The following is a 20,475-nucleotide window of genomic DNA, read 5'->3' as shown; positions in this document are numbered from 1 at the left end:
GGGCCGCGCCTTGTCCGGAGCAGCCTCGTGACTTTGGGCTACGGCCTCACGGCCGGCTCCGTGCTTTTGACGAACCGAACGCCGGACTGGTCCAGCATCTGCAGGATCGCCGCCGGCGGATCTGCCTCGCAGAACACGGCAGTGACCTGATCGATGCGCCCGCCATGGACATGGGCGGGACGCGCGAATTTCGAGGAATCGAGGACGAGGTAGGATTTGCGGCAGTGGCGCAGCATCGCCTCGCGGGCGCGCACCTCTTCTTCCGAGAAATCGAGCAGGGAGCCGTCCTCATCGATCCCGCCGACACCGAAAATGGCGATATCGACCTTGTAGGAGGCAAAGAAGCTCTCGACCGTCGAGCCGCAGACGTCGAGATCGCCGCCGCGGACGGCGCCTCCGGCGATCGCCAGCGAGAAATCCGAGTTCTGCCCGACCATCATCGCCAGCGGCAGATTGTTCGTGACGATCTTGAGCTGCCGATGCGACAGCAGCGCCTCGGCGACGAACTGGGTGGTCGTGCCGATGCCCAGCGAGATCGACTCGCCATCGCCGACCCAGCTCGCGACAGCCGCCGCGATGCTCTGTTTGGCTTCGCGATTCAGCACGCGACGATCCTTGAATGTCAGATTTCCGGACCTGGCCAGGCTCTCGATGCCGCCATGTCGCCGCCTGGCGACGCCTTGATCGCAGAGCGCGACGAGGTCGCGGCGGATCGTCTGCGTGGCGACGGCAAAATGCGTGGCCAGCTCTTCGACGCTGATGAAGTCCCGGCTGCGCAGCATATCGGCAATCGCCAACTGCCGCCGGTCGGAGCCCATCGCCGTGTTCAAATGAATGTCGCTCGTGTTCATATGATTGCGATAGGCCGGCGCTGTGACGCTCATGCGACGGTTAAGCGATGTTTAAAAATTCATACCCATCGAGAACGCTGGATCGCATCGGAGCGGGAGCGCGAGGCGCTTTCCCGGGCCAAGATCGCCCCCCAATCCAGGCGAGGCCACGCCTAGCTTTTCCAATCGGCGCGGTTCCAATCCTACTCGTTCAGCAACCTCAGCCGCGTCAGCCGGCTCGGATTGCTCTCGGCCAACAGGATGTCGCCGCCGGGCATGCCGTAGATGCCGTGGGCGCCGTTCAGGAAGGGCCGGCAGCGGCCGAGCCTCTCGCCGCGCGGGCCGATCTTCTGCAGCGTCGGTTGCGTGTCGGTGACATAGGTGTTGCCGTGTTCGTCGCCCCAGATCGCGACAGGGTCGCGGAAATGGCTCCAGGTCGCGAGGTGCTCGCCATTGCGGTCGAAGACCTGGACGCGGTTGTGGGTACGATCGACGACGACGACGCGGCCATCGGCATGGGTCCACAGCGCATGCGGCCAGCCGAACTGGCCCTCGCCCGCGCCGTGCTCGCCCCAGCTCTGGAGATGGACGCCATAGGCCGAGAAGCGATGGATGCGGCTCGCGGCATAGCCATCGGCGACATAAATGTCGCCCCAGGCCGAGACATGCACATCGGTGGGGTGGTTGAAGGGCGAGAGCGGCTCGCCACGCTGGCCGAGGCCACCCAGGCGCTCGCCTGCCGCCGAGCAGATCACGATCTCATGCATGTCGCGATCGACGCAGAGGATGCGTCCCTGAGCATCGGCGGTCAGCATATGGGAATCGGCGATGAGATCGCCGCCCCAGCCGCCGAGATAGTCCCCTTCCGGCGAGAGTTCGATCACACGCGGATCGTCGGGTTGCGTCAGCGGATCATGCCGCAGCATGACGAAGATGTGCCCGCGGGCATCGACCGTCACATCGGTGACGAAGCCGGCATTCTGCGGCCAGGAGCCAAAGGGCCGCTCGATCAGGTAACGGGCGTCGCCGAGGGCGACGATCAGCTCGGGTTTAGGCAAGGCGTTGTCCTATCGTGAAACGGCTGGGCTTCGCGTCATTATCGAGCCGGAGTGCGGCAGCGCCAAAATTTTCCAGCGAAATTCTCGGCCGCACCTTGTCATTACCCTGCTGAATGAAGCCAGCGACAATCCGCAACAGCGTGTCGAAATAGCAATGATCCTCAAGCAGGCCCGAGTTGTCTGATCAGCAACTGCCATGCCAACCACCGTTGCAGATCGGACGCCCGACCGGCGCGTGACGCCCTCCGGGCCCTCTGCTAAAAAATGGGGGAAAATCATGCTGCGCAGAGCGCATCTTCTTCCGAACCAGCGACGTCTGCCAGCTTATTGCCCAACTTTACAGCAGCGCATGTTCACAGCTCGGCGAGCCGTTTCTACAAGCTTTTGATTTGATGGGAACATAATGGCGCGGGCGACGGGGCTCGAACCCGCGACCTCCGGCGTGACAGGCCGGCACTCTAACCAACTGAGCTACGCCCGCGCAGGGCAGTGAGGGGCTCGCCCTCAGCGGGGTTGGGATTATGGCGCGGGACGGAAAGTGTCAAGCGCCAAGCGCCGGCAAATCGTCGTGTCGGTGGATTTGCGCTGGATGGCTCGCAGATGTGTCGAACGAGGGCGGGCTCGTGCGATCAGGTCCGCCGCCTCCGCTGCGCGTTTTCAGCGACAAGTTGCCGTGTCATGGCTGGTGGGCGGTGACGGGCTCGAACCGCCGACCCTCTCCGTGTAAAGGAGACGCTCTACCAACTGAGCTAACCGCCCCTGCCATGTGGGTTTAAGGCCTGATGCCGCGGGCATCAAGCGCCGCGACCGCTGGGACTTGCCTGGCGATCCCGCACAGCGATTCGGACGCGATCGACTGGTTGCCGACCGATCCACCCTTCACCACAGCCCGTCTGCTCGGTGCCCGGCAGGGCCTGCTGATCATTACGTGCCCGCATCGCGGCCGGCGGCGACATCGAAGTGGCGAGCGCAGCATTCTCACCTGGGCCGCCGCCTATGATACGGCCGGACCGGAGCAGCGCAGCCGCGTTGGGCACGAGGCCTGGCTCGCCTTACAGACCACACCGGTGCTGAGACTCGATTCAGCCACCCCGCTGATGGATTCGGTGGCCGCCGTGCAAGCTGCCCTGAGATAGGGAACGTGCCCCCGGGCATGCCCGCGATTCCCGACGGGGGAGCCACCAGACGTCATGGCGGGCAATCCTCCCTCACCGGCACGAGCACCCGGCGAAACAAAGCCGCCGGCGCTCTCGCGCCGGCGGCTCATCACGGTTCAGAAACGACGGGCTCAGTGGGCGATGACGCCCGACGCATCCTCATCGACAGCCTTGGCAGGGACCGCCTTCAGATCCTCTTCCCAGACGATCGGCGCCGGGACCCGGGTCAACGCGTGCTGAAGCACCTGCTCCATTCGCGAGACCGGGATGATCTCCATCCCCTCCCTCACGGATTTCGGCAGATCGACGAGGTCCTTGGCGTTGTCCTCGGGGATCAGCACCTTCTTGATACCGCCGCGAAGCGCCGCCAGCAGCTTCTCCTTCAACCCGCCGATGGGCAGCACCCTGCCCCGCAGCGTGACCTCGCCGGTCATGGCGACGTCGCGGTTGGTCGGGATTCCGGTCAGGACAGAGACGATCGAGGTCGCCATGGCGATGCCGGCTGAAGGCCCGTCCTTCGGGGTCGCCCCTTCGGGAACGTGGACATGGATGTCGCGCCGATCGAACAAGGGCGGCTCGATGCCGAAATCGACAGCGCGGGAGCGGACATAAGAAGCCGCCGCCGAAATCGATTCCTTCATCACCTCCTTGAGATTGCCGGTGACGGTCATCTTGCCCTTGCCGGGCATCATCACGCCTTCGATCGTCAGAAGCTCGCCGCCGACCTCGGTCCAGGCCAACCCGGTGACAACACCAACCTGGTCTTCGGTTTCCGCCATGCCATAGCGATAGCGCGGCGGGCCGAGATACTCCTCGAGCAGTTCGGTGTTGACCGCGACCTTCTTCTTGTCGGTCAAGACGATGTCCTTGACCGCCTTGCGGACGGTGTTGGACAGCTCGCGCTCGAGATTGCGGACGCCCGCCTCCCGCGTGTAGCGGCGGACCAGCGTCTGCAGCGCGTCGTCGTCGATCGACCATTCCTTGGATTCGAGGCCATGCTTCTTGATCGCGTTGGGGATCAGGTGACGCCGCGCGATCTCGGTCTTCTCATCCTCGGTGTAGCCGGCGATGCGGATGACCTCCATCCGGTCCAGCAGGGCCGGCGGGATGTTCAGCGTGTTGGCCGTGGTCACAAACATGACGTTCGACAGGTCGTAATCGACCTCGAGGTAATGGTCGTTGAAGGTGCCGTTCTGCTCGGGATCGAGCACCTCAAGAAGGGCCGCCGACGGATCGCCGCGAAAGTCCTGACCCATCTTGTCGATCTCGTCGAGCAGGATGAGCGGATTGGCGGTCTTGGCCTTCTTCATCGACTGGATGATCTTGCCGGGCATCGAGCCGATATAGGTGCGCCGATGTCCGCGGATCTCGGCCTCGTCACGCACGCCGCCGAGCGACATGCGCACGAACTCACGGCCCGTGGCCTTGGCGATCGACTTGCCAAGCGAGGTCTTGCCGACGCCCGGAGGGCCGACGAGGCACAGGATCGGCCCGGCGAGCCGGTTGGTGCGCTGCTGCACCGCGAGGTACTCGACGATGCGGTCCTTGACCTTGTCGAGGCCGAAGTGATCGTCATCGAGCACCGCCTGGGCCGCAGGCAGGTCCTTCTTGATCTTCGACTTCTTGCCCCACGGAATGCCGAGCATCCAGTCGAGATAGTTGCGCACGACGGTGGCTTCGGCCGACATCGGCGACATCTGGCGTAGCTTCTTCAGCTCCGCGATGGCCTTGTCGCGGGCCTCCTTGGAGAGCTTGGTGCCGGCGATGCGCTCTTCGAGCTCGGCCAGTTCGTCGCGGCCCTCCTCGCCGTCGCCGAGCTCCTTCTGGATCGCCTTCATCTGCTCGTTGAGATAATATTCGCGCTGGGTCTTCTCCATCTGGCGCTTGACGCGCGAGCGGATGCGCTTCTCGACCTGGAGCACCGACATCTCGCTTTCCATCAGCGAGAGGACCTTCTCAAGCCGATGTGCGACATGGGTGATCTCGAGCACCGCCTGGCGGTCCGCGATCTTGACCGCCAGATGCGAGGCGACCGTGTCGGCGAGCTTGGAGGGCTCGTCGATCTGCGAGACGGCGGCAACGATCTCGGGCGAGATCTTCTTGTTGAGCTTCACATAGCTCTCGAACTCGCTGACGACGGAGCGGCCCAGCGCCTCGATTTCAACCTTCTTGCCCTCTTCCTCCGCGAGGCCGACAGCCTCGGCCTGATAGAAGGCCTCGTCGGCGACATAGGCCGTTGCCTTGGCGCGGCCGACGCCCTCGACCAGCACCTTGACGGTGGAGTCGGGCAGCTTGAGCAGTTGCAGCACGCGGGCGAGCGTACCGATCTCGTAAATGTCCTTGGTTTCCGGATCATCGTCTCCGGCATTTTTCTGCGTGGCGAGGAGGATCAGGCCATCGGTCTTGACGACCTCCTCGAGGGCACGGATCGACTTCTCGCGGCCGACGAAGAGCGGCACGATCATGTGAGGGAAGACGACGATGTCGCGCAGGGGGAGAACCGGATAGAGGCCAGTCTCACCGGAAACGAAAGGAGCGCGGGGCGCCGAGCCAGTCATGACTTTTCCTTTGTGGTTGCGCCCGGCGCAGCCCCAAGATGGGCGAAGCGTTCGGACGTTTGCGATCGGGGCGACCATTCACCCCATCCGCCCCCGCGCGCCGCACCCTCAACAGGCATGCGACTCTCGCGGGTGAAGCTAAAGTGGAGACTTCCGCGCCGGCTTTCAAGCGAGCCGGCGGAGGTTGACCCCAGAAGTTTGCAGCGCGTCAATTTGCACCAGTACAGAGTGCGGCCTGACTTCGCATCAGCTAGGCGCTGGGTACCCAGTTCTTATGCCAGCATACGCTCGATACCGCCAAGCAGACCAATCCTCCGATACGCAAAACGCGCGCCAACGGCGCGCGTTCAATGTCTCCACAACTAAGAGCATTCGGACAGGGCCCGCGCAGATCGCAAAGAGACCTTCGCAGTCGCGCCTTCAGGCCGACGCCGACTTGGCCTCGTCTTCGCGCTCCGAATAAATAAACAGCGGCCGCGACTTGGACTCAACCGCCTCGGGACCGATGACGACCTGTTCGACCCCGTCGAGACCCGGCAGTTCGTACATCGTCTCCAACAGGATGCCCTCCATGATCGAGCGAAGGCCGCGCGCGCCGGTCTTGCGGTCGATCGCCTTGCGGGCGATCAGGCTGACCGCCTCGTCGGTAAAGGTCAGCTCGGTGTCCTCCATCTCGAACAGGCGCTGATACTGCTTCACCAGCGCATTCTTCGGCTCCGTCAGGATGGTCTTCAGGGCCGCCTCGTCGAGATCCTCGAGCGTCGCCAGAACCGGCAGACGGCCGACGAATTCCGGGATCAGACCGAATTTCAGCAGATCCTCAGGCTCGACCTCGCGGAAGATCGCACCGGTGCGGCGCTCGTCGGGACCCTTGACGGAGGCGCCGAAGCCGATCGACGTGCCCTTGCCGCGACCCGCGATGATCTTGTCGAGGCCGGCGAAGGCACCACCGCAGATGAAGAGGATATTGGTGGTATCGACCTGAAGGAACTCCTGCTGGGGATGCTTGCGCCCGCCCTGCGGCGGCACGGAGGCAACCGTGCCTTCCATGATCTTGAGCAGGGCCTGCTGGACGCCCTCACCCGAGACGTCGCGCGTGATCGACGGATTGTCGGATTTGCGGCTGATCTTGTCGATCTCGTCGATGTAGACGATGCCGCGCTGCGCCCGCTCGACATTGTAGTCGGAGGCCTGGAGCAGCTTGAGGATGATGTTCTCGACATCCTCGCCGACATAGCCGGCCTCGGTCAGGGTCGTGGCATCGGCCATGGTAAAGGGCACGTCGAGAATGCGGGCCAGGGTCTGCGCGAGCAGCGTCTTGCCCGAACCGGTCGGCCCGATCAGCAGGATGTTGGACTTCGCCAGCTCGACATCGTTGTGCTTGGACGCATGCGACAGCCGCTTGTAGTGGTTGTGGACCGCCACCGAGAGCACCTTCTTGGCGTGCTCCTGGCCGATGACATAGTCGTCCAGAACCTTGCGGATCTCCTTGGGGGTCGGGACACCATCCTTCGACTTCACCAGCGCGGATTTGGATTCCTCGCGGATGATGTCCATGCAGAGCTCGACGCATTCGTCGCAGATGAACACGGTGGGCCCCGCAATAAGCTTGCGAACCTCGTGCTGGCTCTTGCCGCAGAAGGAGCAGTAGAGCGTGCTCTTGGAATCGCCGCCGCTGACCTTACTCATCGTCCATCTCCATTCTCGGAGCCGGAGTCCACACCAGCCAAGGCGGATGCAACCGTCGTCTCTCCGTCATAATAAGGCGCCCAGTTCACGCGGTTCAGGTTAACGCGCCGTTCCGGCACGCCTGAATTCACGCTTGATCCACAACCGGATCAGCCTGAGGCACCTTCGGGATCATCCCGCTTTTATCCGATTCCCCATGCAAACACGGGGCCGGTCCGCTTTGCAATATGTGCATTGGCCGCGGCTACGCCAACCCACAGGCCGCGCATCGCGGCCAAGCTGGATCAGGCGAGTTCCTCGGGGCGCTTGTCGATGACCTTGTCGATCAAGCCGAACTCGCGCGCCTGCTCGGCGGTCATGAAGTTGTCGCGCTCGAGAGCAGCCTCGATATCGGCATAGGTCCGGCCGGTATGCTTGACGTAGATCTCATTGAGGCGGCGCTTCAGGCTCTCGACCTCGCGGGCGTGGATCAGGATATCCGTCACCTGGCCCTGGAAGCCGCCAGAAGGCTGGTGGACCATGATACGAGCGTTGGGCAGGGCAAAGCGCATGTCCTTGGCGCCAGCGGTCAGCAGAAGCGAGCCCATCGAAGCGGCCTGGCCAATGCACAAGGTCGTGACCGGGCAGCGGATGAACTGCATCGTGTCGTAGATCGACAGGCCCGAGGTCACCACGCCGCCGGGCGAGTTGATGTAGAAGGAGATTTCCTTCTTGGGGTTCTCGGCCTCGAGAAAGAGCAGCTGCGCCACGATCAGCGAGGCGGAATAATCCTCCACCGGTCCGGTCAGGAAGATGATGCGCTCGCGCAGCAGGCGCGAATAGATGTCGAAGGCGCGCTCGCCGCGGCTCGACTGCTCGACCACCATCGGGACGAGATTGTTGTAGGTCTCGATCGGATCGCGCAGCATGGAGATGTCCTTGGGTGGAGGAGCCGGCATTCGGCGTTGGATCGAATCGCGGCTGTCTTGAGGAGACACCCACATAAGCACGCCAAAGGCGGCTGAAAAGAGAAGCGCCGCCCGGCACGGGGCCGAGCGGCGCAATTGTTTGATTTAAGGTTTCCGGGCCCTCAGGCCGACGCGTCGTCGGTGCTCGCCTCGTCGATCTTCTCGGCCTTCTTCGCCTTCTTGGCAGCCTTGGCCGGCTTCGCCTCGGTCGCGCCATCGGCGTCCTCGTCGGCATAGAGCGCCTCGCGGGAGACCGACTGGTCCTCGACCTTCACCTGACCGAGCAGATGGTCGACGACCTTCTCCTCGAAGATGGGGGCGCGGATTTCGGCCAGCGCCTGCGGATTCTTGCGGTAGAACTCCCAGACCTGCTTTTCCTGGCCGGGGAACTGGCGGGCGCGCTCGACCAGAGCCTGCGTCACTTCGTCATCAGAGATCTGGACCTTGGCCTGCTCGCCGATCTCGGCCAGCACGAGGCCCAGGCGCACGCGGCGTTCGGCGATCTTGCGGTAGTCGGCCTTGGCGGCGTCCTCGGTCGTGCCTTCGTCCTCGAAGGACTTCTTCGCGTCCTTCATATCCGCCTCGACCTGGCTCCAGACGCTGGCGAATTCCTGCTCGACCAGGGTCGGCGGCAGTTCGAAGGTGTATTTGCCGTCGAGCGCGTCGAGCAGGCTCTTCTTGAGCTTGCGGCGCGACTGCTGGCCGAAATCGCGGCCGATCTGCTCGCGGATCGCGCCCTTGAGCGCATCCAGCGACTCCAGCCCGAAGGCCTTGGCCAGTTCGTCGTCGATCTTGACGGGCTCGGGAGCCTGAACCTCGGTGACCGTGACCTCGAACTCGGCAGGCTTACCGGCCAGCTGCTCGGCGGTGTAGTTCTCCGGGAAAGTGACCTTGACGGTGCGGGTCTCGCCGGCCTTGGCGCCTTCGAGCTGCTCCTCGAAGCCGGGGATGAACTGGCCGGCGCCGAGATCGAGCGGAATGCCCTCGCCCGTGCCACCGTCGAAGGGCTTGCCCTCGAGCGTGCCGACGAAGGAGATCATCAGACGGTCGCCGCTGGCGGCGACGGCGCCCTCGCCCTTGTCGGCGAAGGTGCGATTCGAGGCGGCCATGCGCTCGAGCGACGAATCGACATCGGCGTCGGGCACCTCGGCGACCGGCTTGACCAGGGCGACGTCGGACAGATCGGCGAGTTCGATCTTGGGCAGGACCTCGAGCGCGACGGTGAAGGCGAGATCGCCCTTGGCCTCCATCGCGGCCTCGATCTCGTCCTTGTTCTCGGGGAACTTGATCTGCGGCTCGAAGGCGAGCTTCAGGCCGTTATCGGCGACGATCTTCTGGTTGGCCTCGTTGACCGCATTCTGCAGCACATCGGCCATGACCGAGCGGCCATAAAGCCGGCGCAGATGGCCGACCGGCACCTTGCCGGGGCGGAAGCCGTTGATCTTGGCCTTGCCCTGCAGGCCCTGGAGGCCGTCATCGAGCCGCGTCTTGAGGTCGGCGGCGTTCAGCACCACCTGAAATTCGCGCTTGAGGCCCTGCGAGAGGGTTTCGGTCACGTTCATCTTTTTCGATCCGTCAACAGCTCGTATTTCAATGTCCAAAGCGCGACGCCGGGAGACCGCCGCCGCGCTCGCGAAATTCCTAACCCGGCAGCGGACGATTCACGCATCATTGCCGTAAAGCCCGATGCGATCGCACACTTGGTGGTGCGGGCGGAGGGACTCGAACCCCCACGACTTTCGCCGCTGGTACCTAAAACCAGTGCGTCTACCAATTCCGCCACGCCCGCCGGCCCGATGGCGCCAGCACACGCATACACGCAGCGCGGCCATCATGGGGCGTCGGTGCTATACGCACTTCAGGCGGGCCATGCAGCAAAAAAATGACGGTTCTGCAAAACACGCCGGGCCGCGCCGCTGACAGTATCGCGCAAGACCACCCTCTCGCCTTCGAACGCCGACGCCTTTATGCCCATCATCATGACCGAGCGATCCACACGCCCCGCCCCGCTGACGCGCCGTGCTGCCCTGGCCGGCCTGTGCGTCGCAAGCCTTCCTCCTCTTGCCGACAGCGCCATCGCGCAGCAAGGCGCACCTGCGGCTGCCGTGCCCGCGCCCGGACGGACGCTCACCGCCGGGCCGGCCAAGGCGAGGCTGCGTCCCGCGCCGGCGCTGGAGACCGAAATCTGGGCATTCGATGGCAAAACTCCCGGGCCGGCCTTGCGGATCAAGCTGGGCGAGACCTTGCGCCTGACGGTCTCCAACAAGACGCCAAGCCCCCTGAGCCTGCACTGGCAAGGTCTGCGCGGCGAGGCCGCGATGGACGGGGTCGGTGGCTTCAGCCAGGCGCCGATCGCACCCGGCGAAAGTTTCACATATGTGCTGACACCGCCCGATTCCGGGACGATTCTCTATCGGCCGCTCGTCATCGGCGGCGCATCCGAACCGGCTGGCCGGGGCTTGAGCGGGCTTCTGGTCGTCGAGGAACCGGACCCGCCGGCGGTCGATCTCGACTTGCCCGTGCTCGTCACCGACTGGCTTCTGGCCGACGACAATGCGCTCGTGCCCTTTGCCGCAACCAGTCCGGACGGCGCCGCGGCCGGACGGCTTGGCAGCTGGATCACGGTCAATGGCGGCTCGCCGCCGCAGCGCGTCTCGGTCGCGCCGGGTGCGCGCATTCGCCTGCGCCTCGCCAATGCTTGCAGTGCCCGGATTATGCGGCTGCGCTTTGACGGGATCAAAGCGGTCGTCGTCGCAGTCGACGGGCAGCCGACCGAATCCTTCGAGCCCGTGCGGGCGCAGCTGCCTTTCGCGCCTGGCACACGTTACGATCTCCTGGTCGACATGCCCGGCGAGGCCGGCGCGACGGCCATCGTCACGGCACTCGTGGGCGCGGGCGTTCCCCTGGTGCGACTCGTCGCGGAAAGCACCGCTAAACCGGCATCGACCGCGCCGATGGCGCTTAAACCCAACCCGACCTTGCCGGCAGCGGTGCGGCTGCAGGATGCGCAGCGTCCGCAGATCGTGATCGAGGGTGGCGCAAAGGTATCGCCCGATTTCAAGCTCGACCTGACCGGCATCGACGCCGCCCGCCCGTGGCGGATCAATGGGGGCGTTGGCGATGCGGCTGGCAAGCCGCTGTTCAGCGTCAAGCGCGGGACGCCGATCGTGCTCGCGATCGACAACCGCACTGCCTTCTTCCAGCCGCTGCATGTCCATGGCCATTGCTTCCGGCTGCTGCACCCGCTCGACGATGGCTGGGAGCCCTATTTCCTCGACACGGTGCAGATCCCCGACGGCAAGCGGCTGCACATCGCCTTCATCGCCGCCAATCCCGGGCGCTGGCTGATTTCCTCGACGGTGCTGGAGCGCTTCGACCGCGGCCTGTGGACCTGGTTCGAAGTGACCTGATGCCGACCCTGCGGCGCGGCATGCGCTGGCTGATGGCGGCGTTCTATCTCGCCGCCGGGATGCTCCATCTTATCCGCCCCGAGAGTTTCCTGCCGATCGTGCCGGGCTGGGTGCCGGCGCCGCGCGAGATCATCCTGCTGACGGGCATCGCCGAGATTGCCGGCGCGATCGGGCTGCTGATTCCCCGCTTGCGCAAGGCCGCCGGTATCGGGCTTGCGCTCTATGCGTTCGCCGTCTTCCCGGCCAACATCAAGCACGCCTTCGAAGGGGTTGTTCTGACAGCGCTTCCGTCGAGCTGGTGGTATCATGGCCCGAGGCTGGCCGCGCAACCTGTTGTGATCTGGTGGGCGCTCTATGTCGGTGGCGTCACCGACTGGCCGTGGCGCCGACGGTGACTGTTTAACGCGACTCAATCCAGCCCCAGCCGCGCCATCACATCGGCCACGATCGCCTCTTTCGAGGATTCGACGGAGACGACGAGCGGGCTTTCATCCTCGCCCGGTTCCTCCAGCGTCGCGAACTGGCTGTCGAGCAGCGCGGTCGGCATGAAATGATGCTGGCGTGAGGCCATGCGCTCGCCGATCAGCGCGCGCGAGCCCTTGAGATAGACCAGTGCGACGTCTGGCCTGTCGCCGATGATGACGCTTCGATAGGCACGCTTCAGCGCCGAACAGGTGACAATGCCGTTGCGGCCGGACCCACGCAGATCGTCGATCCAGGCGGCGATGGCCGCGAGCCATGGCTTGCGGTCGTCGTCATTCAGTGGCGTGCCGCCGGCCATCTTGGCGACGTTTTGGGGCGGGTGGAAGGAATCGGCGTCGCGGAAGGGCCAGCCGAGTTGCCCGGCCAGCCGCTCGCCGAGCGAGGTCTTGCCGGAGCTGGCGACGCCCATGACGACGATGACGGCCGGCTTAGGCCGCGCGCTTCTCGCAATGGCCACGGCTCAGCCCTGCTTGTCGGCAGAGGTCGTCACGAGGACAGGCTCGGCGCCGACCGCGACCGGCCCGGTCGGAAGCAGCGTTCCCGGCTTGGGCTCGACATGGCCACCGAAGCCGGCGCGCATGGCCGACAACACCTTCTCGCCGAAGGTGTGATCGACGCGCGAGCGGAAGCGGGCAAACAGCGCCGAGGTCAGGACCTCGGCCGGGGTCGCGGTCTCGACGGCGGCATCGACCGTCCAGCGGCCTTCTCCCGAATCGGAAACGGTGCCGGAATAGGCGGCGAGATCGTCATCGGCGGCCAGAGCCTCGGCGGTCAGATCGAGCAGCCAGGAGGTCACGACCGAGCCGCGACGCCAGACCTCGGCGATCTCGGCGGTGTCGAACTCGAAACCGTATTCGGGCGGCAGGCCTTCCTTGGCGGAGGCGTTGCGCAAAATGTCGAAGCCCTCGGCGAAGGCCTGCATCATGCCGTATTCGATGCCGTTATGGACCATCTTGACGAAATGGCCGGAGCCGACCGGGCCGCAATGGAGATAGCCCTGCTCGCTGGTTGGGTTGCGCCCCTCGCGGTGCTTCGTCGCCTCGATCTCGCCCTTGCCAGGAGCGAGCGTCGCGAAGATCGGCTCGATACGGTCGAACGCCTCCTTGGCGCCGCCGATCATCAGGCAATAGCCGCGATCAAGCCCATGCACGCCGCCCGAGGTGCCGACATCCATGTAGTGCAGCCCCTTGGCCGCGAACTCTCGCCCCCGCCGGACATCGTCCTTCCAGAAGGCGTTGCCGCCGTCGATCAGCGTGTCGCCAGGCGACAGCACGCCGCCGAGCTCGACAAGCGTCGCCTCAGTGATCTTGCCGGCAGGCAGCATGACCCAGATCGCGCGCGGCGCCTGGAGCTTGGCGACCATGTCCTTGAGGTCGGAGGCGACGACCGCTCCATCCGCCGCGAGTGCGACGCCCGGTTTCGGATCGCGGTCATAGACCACGCAATCATGCCCGGCGCGCATCAGCCGGCGCACGATGTTGCCACCCATCCGGCCGAGGCCGATCACTCCAAGCTGCATCGCGCGAACTCCCGCTTCGCCGGCGGAACATGCCGCCAAGCCTTTGAGGGGTTCTTGCATTCTCTCCACAGCAACGACAAGCCGGGAGATGCGGGAGCGCCATGCGATGCCTCCGCGATCCTCAGTTTCAGGGGAACATCAGGGCGAGCGGCTCCATCGACCAGATCGGCTGGACACGCAGGATGCGGGTACGGGTCGCCTCCGACAGAACGCCCTCGTTCCGCCAGCGCTCAAGCAGGTCCGTGGCCGCCGCAGCCTTCGTCAGGCCGATCGCGACGACGTCACGATCGGGTTCGCCCGGGCCACCCGCCTCCGTTGCCACGAAGCTCAGCCTCGCTTGCCCGGCCAGCGCCAGCGCGCCAACCCGCTCCAGCAGGGCGGCACGCTCGGGCGCCCTGCCCGCCTCGAACTCCACCAGGACGACGACCTCCATCGCCATCAGCCGTTGCGGAAGGTGTAGCTGTAGCCGTTGATCGCCGGGACGCCGCCGAGATGGGCGTAGAGCACCTTCGAGCCGGCCGGGAATAAGCCCTTCTTCACCAGGTCGATCATGCCCTGCATGGATTTCCCCTCATAGACGGGGTCGGTCATCATGCCCTCCAGCCGCGCCGAGAGGCGGATCGCCTCGATGGTTTCCTTGGAAGGGACGCCGTAGACAGGGTACGCGTAGTCTTCGTTCAGGACGATGTCGTCTGCGACGATGTCCTTGCCTCCGATCAGGGCCGAGGTCTTCTGCGCGATGTCGAGCACCTGCGCCTTGGTTTGGGCGGGAGTGAAGGAGGCGTCGATGCCGATGACGTTGCGCTGGCGGCCGTCCTTCGCGAAGCCGACGACCATGCCGGCATGGGTCGAGCCGGTGACCGTGCAGACCACGATGTAGTCGAACTGGAAGCCAAGCTGCGCCTCCTGCGCCCTCACCTCCTCGGCGAAGCCGACATAGCCCAGGCCGCCGAACTTGTGGACCGACGCACCGGCGGGAATCGGATAGGGCTTGCCGCCCTTGGCCTTCACATCGGCCAGCGCATTCTCCCAGCTCGCACGGATACCGATGTCGAAGCCTTCGTCGACGAGTTGCACATCGGCGCCCATGACGCGCGAGAGCAGGATGTTGCCGACGCGGTCATAGACGGCGTCCTCATGGGGCACCCAGCTCTCCTGCACGAGCCGGCACTTCATGCCGATCTTGGCGGCCGTCGCGGCAACCATGCGGGTGTGGTTGGACTGCACGCCGCCGATCGAGACCAGCGTGTCGGCGCCGGACGCGATCGCGTCGGGCACGATGTATTCGAGCTTCCTCAGCTTGTTGCCGCCGAAGGCGAGGCCGGAATTGCAATCCTCGCGCTTGGCGAAGAGCTCGACCTGGCCGCCGAGATGGGCGGACAGACGCGGCAGCTTCTCGATCGGCGTCGGGCCGAAGGTCAGCGGATAGCGCTCGAATTTGCTCAGCATGGCGACCGGTTCTCCATCGTTTTCGATGGCAAAACCTAACAAAATGAGCCTGGAACGTCCTTTCGAAATGAGGCCAGCTCATACTCATATAAATCGATGATGAGGCTTTTCATCTCGCTGATCGTCCGTAAAATCGGGCCAAACTGAAAGGTTCTTTCATGGCCGCGAAACTCGACCGGACCGACCTCAAAATCCTGCGCCTGCTGCAGTCGGATGGGCGCCTCGGCAATGCCGAGATCGCCAAACGGGTCAACACCAGCGCCGCCACCTGCCACCGCCGGATCCAGCGCCTGTTCAGCGAGGGCTACGTCACCTCCGTGCGCGCACAGATCTCGCCGACCCATGTCGAGATGGGAACACTTGCCTTCGTCGGCGTGGTGCTCGACCGCTCCACGCCCGAAAGCTTCGGCGATTTCGAGGCCGCCATCCGGGACATGCCGGCGATCCTCGACTGCCACATCGTCGCCGGCGATTTCGACTACATCCTCAAGATCCGCGTCCGCGACATGGCGGACTTCAACAAGCTCCACGCCGACAAGCTGATCGCGCTGCCGGGCGTGCGGCAGACGCGAACCTTCTTCGTGATGAAGGAGGTCGTCGATAACGCGCCGCTGGCGTTTTGACCGCAGGCGTCATTCTCGGGCGCAGCGAAGCGCAGACCCGAGAATCTCGGGACGAGATGGAGCGGATCGCAACGTCATCCGGCCCGAGATGGTCGGGTCAAGCCCGACCATGACGACAACGCATTTCACACCTGAATCAGCCGCTGCACCTGATTGGCGTCGAGGTCCTTCATCGGGCCAGACAGCACGACCTCGCCGCGGTCCATCACGAACATCGTGTCGGCGAGGTCGCGGGCGAAGTCGAAATACTGCTCGACCAGCACGATCGCCATGTCGCCTCTGGAGCGCAGATAGTCGATCGCGCGGCCGATATCCTTGATGATCGAGGGCTGGATGCCCTCCGTCGGCTCATCCAGCACCAGCAATTTGGGCCGGGTGACCAGCGCTCGCGCAATGGCGAGTTGCTGCTGCTGACCACCCGAGAGGTCTCCGCCGCGCCGACCCAGCATGGATTTCAGCACGGGGAAAAGGTCGAAAAGTTCGTCGGGGACGTAGCGCTCCCGGCGCGGCAGCGGGGCGAAGCCGGTCTCGAGGTTTTCCTTCACGCTGAGCAGCGGAAAAACCTCGCGGCCTTGCGGCACGAAACCGATGCCGGCCCGCGCCCGGTCCTCTGTTCGCAGCGTCGAGATGTCCTGCCCGCCGAAGGAGATCGAGCCTGCGCTGATCGCCTGCTGGCCGACGATGGCGCGCATCAGCGTGGTCTTGCCGACGCCGTTGCGGCCCATCACGCAGGTGACCTTGCCGGCCTGCGCCGTGATCGAAACGCGGCGCAGCGCCTGAGCGGCGCCGTAATGGAGGTCGATGGCGTCGACGGTCAGCATGAGGGCGATCCATCAGTGGCGTCGCACGGACACACCGCGTCATCCCGGACAAGCCGCGCAGCGGCGCAGATCCGGGATCCATCATAGAGCAGCGACGGCGCTCCATGATGGATCCCGGAGCTCCGCTTCGCTGCGTCCGGGATGACGGCGCAGGTGGAAGGCCGGATCGTACGAGACGAATGAACAGTCATCTCACCGTCCCAGATACACTTCGACGACGCGCTCATTGGCGCTGACCTGGTCGAGCGGGCCCTCGGCCAGCACCGAGCCCTCGTGCAGCACCGTGACCTTCACGCCGAGTTCGCGGATGAATCCCATGTCATGCTCCACCACGATGACCGAATGATCCCTGGCGATCTCCTTGAGCAGGACGGCCGTCTCGGCCGTTTCGCCATCGGTCATGCCGGCGGCGGGTTCGTCGACGAGCAGGAGCTTGGGGTCCTGCGCCAGCAGCATGCCGATCTCGAGCCATTGCTTCTGGCCATGCGAGAGCGAGCCGGCGAGACGGTCGCGGGCATCGCCGAGTTTGATGATGCCGAGAATGTCGTCGATGCGCTTGGCCTGCGCGGCCGCCGTCTTCCAGAACAGCGTCCGGGCGACAGAACGCGGCGCCTTCAGCGCCAGCAGGATGTTGTCCTCGATGGTGTGGAAGTCGAACACGGTGGGCTTCTGGAACTTGCGGCCGATGCCGAGATTGGCGATCGCCGCCTCGTCGAGCTTGGTGAGATCGATCGATCCCCCAAACATCACCGTGCCGACATCGGGTTTGGTCTTGCCGGTGATGATGTCCATCATCGTCGTCTTGCCGGCGCCGTTGGGGCCGATGATGGCGCGCATCTCGCCGGGCTCGATTGTCAGCGACAGGCCGCGGATGGCCTTGAAGCCGTCGAAGGAGACGCTGACGCCATCGAGATAGAGCAGCGAGGAGGTGAGAGCATGGCGCGAAAAAGTGGACGCCGGTTTTTCGCCAAGGCCATGCTCTCGAATGTTTGAATCGATCACGCCTTTGGCGTGATCTTTGGCGCCGGGATTGGCAGCGGTCATGACATTCACTCCGCCGGGGCCGGTTCGGGGGTGGCGGCCGGCGCCGGCTTGCGGCGCTTCTCCCAGAGTTGCTGCGCCGTGCCGAGGATGCCCTTGGGCATGAAGATCGTGACGAAGACGAAGAGCGCGCCGAGCGCAAACAGCCAGTAGGGCGCCATGAACCCCGAGGTGAACACCGTCTTGGCGTAGTTGACGACGACGCCGCCCAGCGCCGCCCCGACCAGCGTGCCGCGCCCGCCGACCGCGACCCAGATCACGGTCTCGATCGAATTGGCGGGGGCGAATTCGCTGGGGTTGATGATGCCGACCTGCGGCACGTAGAGCGCGCCCGCGACGCCGGCCATGCAGGCCGAGACGGTGAAGACGAAGAGCTTGAAGCGGTCGACCCGGTAACCGAGGAAGCGCGTGCGCGATTCGGCGTCGCGGATCGCGATCACGACCTTGCCGAGCTTTGAGACGACGATGCCGCGCGCGATCAGGAAGCCGGCGATCAGCATGACGCAGGTCATGGAAAACAGAGCCGCGCGAGTCGCTTGCGCCTGGACGTTGAAGCCGAGGATGTCCTTGAAATCGGTCAGGCCGTTGTTGCCGCCGAAGCCCATGTCGTTGCGGAAGAAGGCGAGCAGCAGGGCGTAGGTCAGCGCCTGGGTAATGATCGAGAGATAGACGCCGGTGACTCTGCTGCGGAAGGCGAACCAGCCGAAGACGAAGGCGAGCAGGCCGGGCACCGCCAGCACCATCAGCATCGCGAAGGGAAAGGACGAGAAGCCGTACCAGTACCAGGGCAGTTCCTGCCAGTTCAGGAAGACCATGAAGTCCGGCAGGATCGGGTTGCCATAGGTGCCGCGCGAGCCGATCTGGCGCATCAGATACATGCCCATGGCATAGCCGCCGAGCGCGAAGAAGGCGCCATGTCCAAGGCTCAGAATGCCGCAATAGCCCCAGACGAGATCGAGCGAGATCGCGAGCAGGGCGTAGCAGAGATATTTGCCCCAGAGCGACATGGTCGAGGTGGGGATGTGGAACGCCGAGCCCGCCGGCACCAGCAGGTTGAGCGCCGGGATCAGGATGGCGAGGCCGGCGATGATGGCGAGGAAGATGGAGCCGCCCTTGTCCATGTTCTGCAGGAAGAAGCGCGACATCATGCTTCCACCGCCCTGCCCTTGAGCGCGAACAGGCCGCGCGGGCGTTTCTGGATGAACAGGATGATGAAGACGAGCAGCGCGATCTTGCCCAGCACCGCCCCGGCATAGGGTTCGAGCAGCTTGTTGGCGACACCCAGCGTCATGGCGGCAACCAGCGTGCCCCAGAGATTGCCGACCCCGCCGAAGACCACGACCATGAAGCTGTCGATGATGTAGCTCTGGCCGAGATTGGGGCTGACATTGTCGATCTGCGAGAGCGCGACGCCGGCCAGCCCCGCCACGCCCGAGCCGAGCCCGAAGGTCAGGGCGTCGACGCGGCCGGTGCGGATGCCCATGGCCGAGGCCATGCGCCGGTTCTGGGTGACGGCGCGCATCTGCAGGCCGATCGGCGTCAGCTTCAGGATTGCCAGCAGGGCGGCAAAAACGAGGATCGCGAAGACGATGATCCAGAGCCGGTTCCAGGTGATGGCGAGCTGGCCGATCTCGAAGGCACCCGACATGAAGTTCGGCGCGCCGACCTCGCGGTTGGTCGGCCCAAATGCGGTGCGGACCGCCTGCTGCAGGATCAGGCTGATGCCCCAGGTCGCGAGCAGCGTCTCCAGCGGGCGGCCGTATAGGAAGCGGATGACGCCGCGTTCGATGGCGATGCCGACCAGCCCTGCCACGATGAAGGCGAGCGGCACGGCGATCAGCAGCGAATAGTCGAACAAGCCCGGCGCGCTGGTGCGGATGACCTCCTGCACGATGAAGGTGGTGTAGGCGCCGATCATCACCATCTCGCCATGGGCCATGTTGATCACGCCCATCACGCCGAAGGTGATCGCCAACCCGATCGCCGCCAGCAGCAGCACGGAGCCGAGCGAAAGGCCGTACCAGAGGTTCTGCCCGGCCCGCCACAAAGCGAGCTTGCCTTCGATGTCCGAGACCGCGCGCGCCTGCGCCTCCTTCAGCGAGGCCGACGACTCGGCGGGCAGCGAACGCAGCGTCGCCAGCGCATCCTGGTCGCCGCGTTCGCGCAGCACGTCGATGGCGGCGATGCGGTCGAAGGGCGGTGCATCGGCCTTGGCGACGAGGATCGCGGCCTGGGCCTGGCGCAGCGCTGCCTTGGCCCGCGCGTCGGTTTCCTTGGCGAGGGCACCCTCCAGTACCGGGAGCAGCGCGGCATCGCGGGATTTGAAAACGGCTTCGGCCGCTAGGATGCGCCTGGCCGTGTCGGGATCGAGCAGGCCCAGCCCGCCCAGCGCCGCCTGGATGCCACGACGCACGCTGTTGTTGAGGCGGACGGGGGCGAGCCCGGGCGGCGCGGATGCCAAAGCCGCGCCCGTCCTGGCGTCGATGAAGCGGCCATCCGTGGTGCGGATGACGACGGGCCCGCCACCGGCCAGGAGACGGCCCTCGGCCAGGGCCTCGATGATCGGGGCGGCCTGCGGATGGGCGCTGGTGATCAGGATCTCGATGGCGCGGTTGGTGTCGGAAAAGCTATCGGCGCCGAACCGGGCGAAGGCATCGTCGCCACCCTGCGCGGCGGCTGCGCCCGGCTGAAGCGCAAGCAGCGTCGCAAGCGCAAGGGCGCGCAATAGGCTGGACAGGATCCGCATGGGCTCGTTTTCGGTGTTGCTTGGGTCGGCGGGCCGGCCGGGCGGCGGCACTTCGTGTCGGTGTCGCGTTGCGGTACCGAGCGCTCCCGGCCTCAGCCGGGAGCGTCGCTTGATGTCGAGGGACGGCCGGGCCTTATCGAGCCC

At 65.1% G+C, this 20,475-nt stretch carries 17 protein-coding genes and 3 tRNA genes; 3 read left to right on the top strand and 17 right to left on the bottom strand.

Annotated elements, in window-relative coordinates; genetic code table 11:
- Positions 1-38 precede the first annotated feature (38 nt).
- The 9 genes from IP69_RS02980 to IP69_RS02935 all read right to left on the bottom strand — a co-directional run bounded on the left by IP69_RS02980 (position 39) and on the right by IP69_RS02935 (position 10,028).
- Complete coding sequence (locus IP69_RS02980; RefSeq protein WP_248306679.1) at positions 39-884, bottom strand: DeoR/GlpR family DNA-binding transcription regulator; 846 nt, start codon at positions 882-884, stop codon at positions 39-41.
- A gap of 149 nt (positions 885-1,033) precedes the next feature.
- The gene (locus IP69_RS02975) at positions 1,034-1,888 is read right to left on the bottom strand and encodes a peptidase (protein WP_054141294.1); all 855 of its coding nucleotides are present in this window, start codon (positions 1,886-1,888) and stop codon (positions 1,034-1,036) included.
- Between the two features lie 404 nt (positions 1,889-2,292).
- Positions 2,293-2,369 (bottom strand) — tRNA-Asp (locus tag IP69_RS02970).
- Between the two features lie 202 nt (positions 2,370-2,571).
- A tRNA-Val gene (locus IP69_RS02965) sits at positions 2,572-2,647 on the bottom strand.
- A 529-nt stretch (positions 2,648-3,176) separates the two neighbouring features.
- The gene (lon, locus tag IP69_RS02955; protein ID WP_054141292.1) at positions 3,177-5,603 is read right to left on the bottom strand and encodes an endopeptidase La; all 2,427 of its coding nucleotides are present in this window, start codon (positions 5,601-5,603) and stop codon (positions 3,177-3,179) included.
- A gap of 420 nt (positions 5,604-6,023) precedes the next feature.
- A complete protein-coding gene (gene clpX / locus IP69_RS02950) occupies positions 6,024-7,292 on the bottom strand; it encodes an ATP-dependent Clp protease ATP-binding subunit ClpX (RefSeq protein WP_054141291.1) in 1,269 nt (422 codons plus the stop codon).
- A gap of 284 nt (positions 7,293-7,576) precedes the next feature.
- Entirely contained in the window at positions 7,577-8,197 is a 621-nt protein-coding gene (locus IP69_RS02945) for an ATP-dependent Clp protease proteolytic subunit (protein ID WP_054141428.1), read from the bottom strand.
- A 164-nt stretch (positions 8,198-8,361) separates the two neighbouring features.
- A complete protein-coding gene (tig, locus tag IP69_RS02940; protein ID WP_054141290.1) occupies positions 8,362-9,801 on the bottom strand; it encodes a trigger factor in 1,440 nt (479 codons plus the stop codon).
- Positions 9,802-9,943: 142 nt separating this feature from the next.
- Positions 9,944-10,028, bottom strand: a tRNA-Leu gene (locus IP69_RS02935).
- Positions 10,029-10,218: 190 nt separating this feature from the next.
- Between IP69_RS02935 and IP69_RS02930 the strand changes: the two genes are divergently transcribed.
- Together IP69_RS02930 and IP69_RS02925 are read left to right on the top strand one after the other, a co-directional pair.
- Positions 10,219-11,649 (top strand): multicopper oxidase family protein, encoded by a 1,431-nt coding sequence (locus IP69_RS02930; protein ID WP_054141427.1) that lies wholly within the window; start codon positions 10,219-10,221, stop codon positions 11,647-11,649.
- Positions 11,649-12,044, top strand: coding sequence for a DoxX family protein (locus tag IP69_RS02925; RefSeq protein ID WP_054141289.1), 396 nt, complete (start codon positions 11,649-11,651; stop codon positions 12,042-12,044). The genes IP69_RS02930 and IP69_RS02925 overlap by 1 nt, the downstream gene beginning before the upstream one ends.
- Before the next feature lie 14 nt (positions 12,045-12,058).
- Here the strand turns inward: IP69_RS02925 and IP69_RS02920 are convergent, their stop codons facing one another.
- The 4 genes from IP69_RS02920 to IP69_RS02905 form a co-directional block, all read right to left on the bottom strand.
- Complete coding sequence (locus IP69_RS02920; protein WP_248306678.1) at positions 12,059-12,589, bottom strand: gluconokinase; 531 nt, start codon at positions 12,587-12,589, stop codon at positions 12,059-12,061.
- 3 nt (positions 12,590-12,592) lie between these two features.
- Positions 12,593-13,651 (bottom strand): phosphogluconate dehydrogenase (NAD(+)-dependent, decarboxylating), encoded by a 1,059-nt coding sequence (gene gnd, locus IP69_RS02915; RefSeq protein ID WP_082358856.1) that lies wholly within the window; start codon positions 13,649-13,651, stop codon positions 12,593-12,595.
- Positions 13,652-13,778: 127 nt separating this feature from the next.
- Entirely contained in the window at positions 13,779-14,090 is a 312-nt protein-coding gene (locus tag IP69_RS02910; RefSeq protein ID WP_054141287.1) for a hypothetical protein, read from the bottom strand.
- A complete protein-coding gene (locus IP69_RS02905; protein ID WP_054141286.1) occupies positions 14,090-15,100 on the bottom strand; it encodes a 1-aminocyclopropane-1-carboxylate deaminase in 1,011 nt (336 codons plus the stop codon). Before IP69_RS02905 ends, IP69_RS02910 begins: the two co-directional genes overlap by 1 nt.
- 158 nt (positions 15,101-15,258) lie before the next feature.
- Here IP69_RS02905 and IP69_RS02900 point away from each other — a divergent pair, with 158 nt between their 5' ends.
- On the top strand, positions 15,259-15,723 hold the full coding sequence (locus tag IP69_RS02900) for an Lrp/AsnC family transcriptional regulator (RefSeq protein WP_054141285.1): 465 nt from the start codon (positions 15,259-15,261) through the stop codon (positions 15,721-15,723).
- Positions 15,724-15,848: 125 nt separating this feature from the next.
- Here the strand turns inward: IP69_RS02900 and urtE are convergent, their stop codons facing one another.
- The 4 genes from urtE to urtB all read right to left on the bottom strand — a co-directional run bounded on the left by urtE (position 15,849) and on the right by urtB (position 20,331).
- Complete coding sequence (gene urtE / locus IP69_RS02895) at positions 15,849-16,544, bottom strand: urea ABC transporter ATP-binding subunit UrtE (RefSeq protein WP_054141284.1); 696 nt, start codon at positions 16,542-16,544, stop codon at positions 15,849-15,851.
- A gap of 192 nt (positions 16,545-16,736) precedes the next feature.
- Positions 16,737-17,588, bottom strand: coding sequence for an urea ABC transporter ATP-binding protein UrtD (gene urtD / locus IP69_RS02890; RefSeq protein WP_082358902.1), 852 nt, complete (start codon positions 17,586-17,588; stop codon positions 16,737-16,739).
- Positions 17,589-17,593: 5 nt separating this feature from the next.
- Positions 17,594-18,730, bottom strand: a complete 1,137-nt coding sequence (gene urtC, locus IP69_RS02885) for an urea ABC transporter permease subunit UrtC (protein WP_248306677.1) — start codon at positions 18,728-18,730, stop codon at positions 17,594-17,596.
- Complete coding sequence (gene urtB / locus IP69_RS02880; protein ID WP_054141282.1) at positions 18,730-20,331, bottom strand: urea ABC transporter permease subunit UrtB; 1,602 nt, start codon at positions 20,329-20,331, stop codon at positions 18,730-18,732. The genes urtC and urtB overlap by 1 nt, the downstream gene beginning before the upstream one ends.
- Between the last annotated feature and the right edge of the window lie 144 nt (positions 20,332-20,475).

It is taken from the genome of Allobosea sp. AAP35, assembly GCF_001295925.1.
Classification (GTDB): domain Bacteria; phylum Pseudomonadota; class Alphaproteobacteria; order Rhizobiales; family Beijerinckiaceae; genus Allobosea.
Note: the sequence above shows the minus strand (reverse complement) of the source record. Positions and strands in the feature narration are given on the sequence as shown.

Excerpts from the sequence above, each read along its gene's own strand:
- IP69_RS02980 (WP_248306679.1), bottom strand. The coding sequence starts at position 884 with ATGAGCGTCACAGCGCCGGCCTATCGCAATCATATGAACACGAGCGAC.
- lon (WP_054141292.1), bottom strand. The coding sequence starts at position 5,603 with ATGACTGGCTCGGCGCCCCGCGCTCCTTTCGTTTCCGGTGAGACTGGC.
- clpX (WP_054141291.1), bottom strand. The coding sequence starts at position 7,292 with ATGAGTAAGGTCAGCGGCGGCGATTCCAAGAGCACGCTCTACTGCTCC.
- tig (WP_054141290.1), bottom strand. The coding sequence starts at position 9,801 with ATGAACGTGACCGAAACCCTCTCGCAGGGCCTCAAGCGCGAATTTCAG.
- IP69_RS02930 (WP_054141427.1), top strand. The coding sequence starts at position 10,219 with ATGACCGAGCGATCCACACGCCCCGCCCCGCTGACGCGCCGTGCTGCC.
- IP69_RS02925 (WP_054141289.1), top strand. The coding sequence starts at position 11,649 with ATGCCGACCCTGCGGCGCGGCATGCGCTGGCTGATGGCGGCGTTCTAT.
- gnd (WP_082358856.1), bottom strand. The coding sequence starts at position 13,651 with ATGCAGCTTGGAGTGATCGGCCTCGGCCGGATGGGTGGCAACATCGTG.
- IP69_RS02910 (WP_054141287.1), bottom strand. The coding sequence starts at position 14,090 with ATGGCGATGGAGGTCGTCGTCCTGGTGGAGTTCGAGGCGGGCAGGGCG.
- IP69_RS02905 (WP_054141286.1), bottom strand. The coding sequence starts at position 15,100 with ATGCTGAGCAAATTCGAGCGCTATCCGCTGACCTTCGGCCCGACGCCG.
- IP69_RS02900 (WP_054141285.1), top strand. The coding sequence starts at position 15,259 with ATGGCCGCGAAACTCGACCGGACCGACCTCAAAATCCTGCGCCTGCTG.
- urtE (WP_054141284.1), bottom strand. The coding sequence starts at position 16,544 with ATGCTGACCGTCGACGCCATCGACCTCCATTACGGCGCCGCTCAGGCG.
- urtD (WP_082358902.1), bottom strand. The coding sequence starts at position 17,588 with ATGACCGCTGCCAATCCCGGCGCCAAAGATCACGCCAAAGGCGTGATC.
- urtC (WP_248306677.1), bottom strand. The coding sequence starts at position 18,730 with ATGTCGCGCTTCTTCCTGCAGAACATGGACAAGGGCGGCTCCATCTTC.
- urtB (WP_054141282.1), bottom strand. The coding sequence starts at position 20,331 with ATGCGGATCCTGTCCAGCCTATTGCGCGCCCTTGCGCTTGCGACGCTG.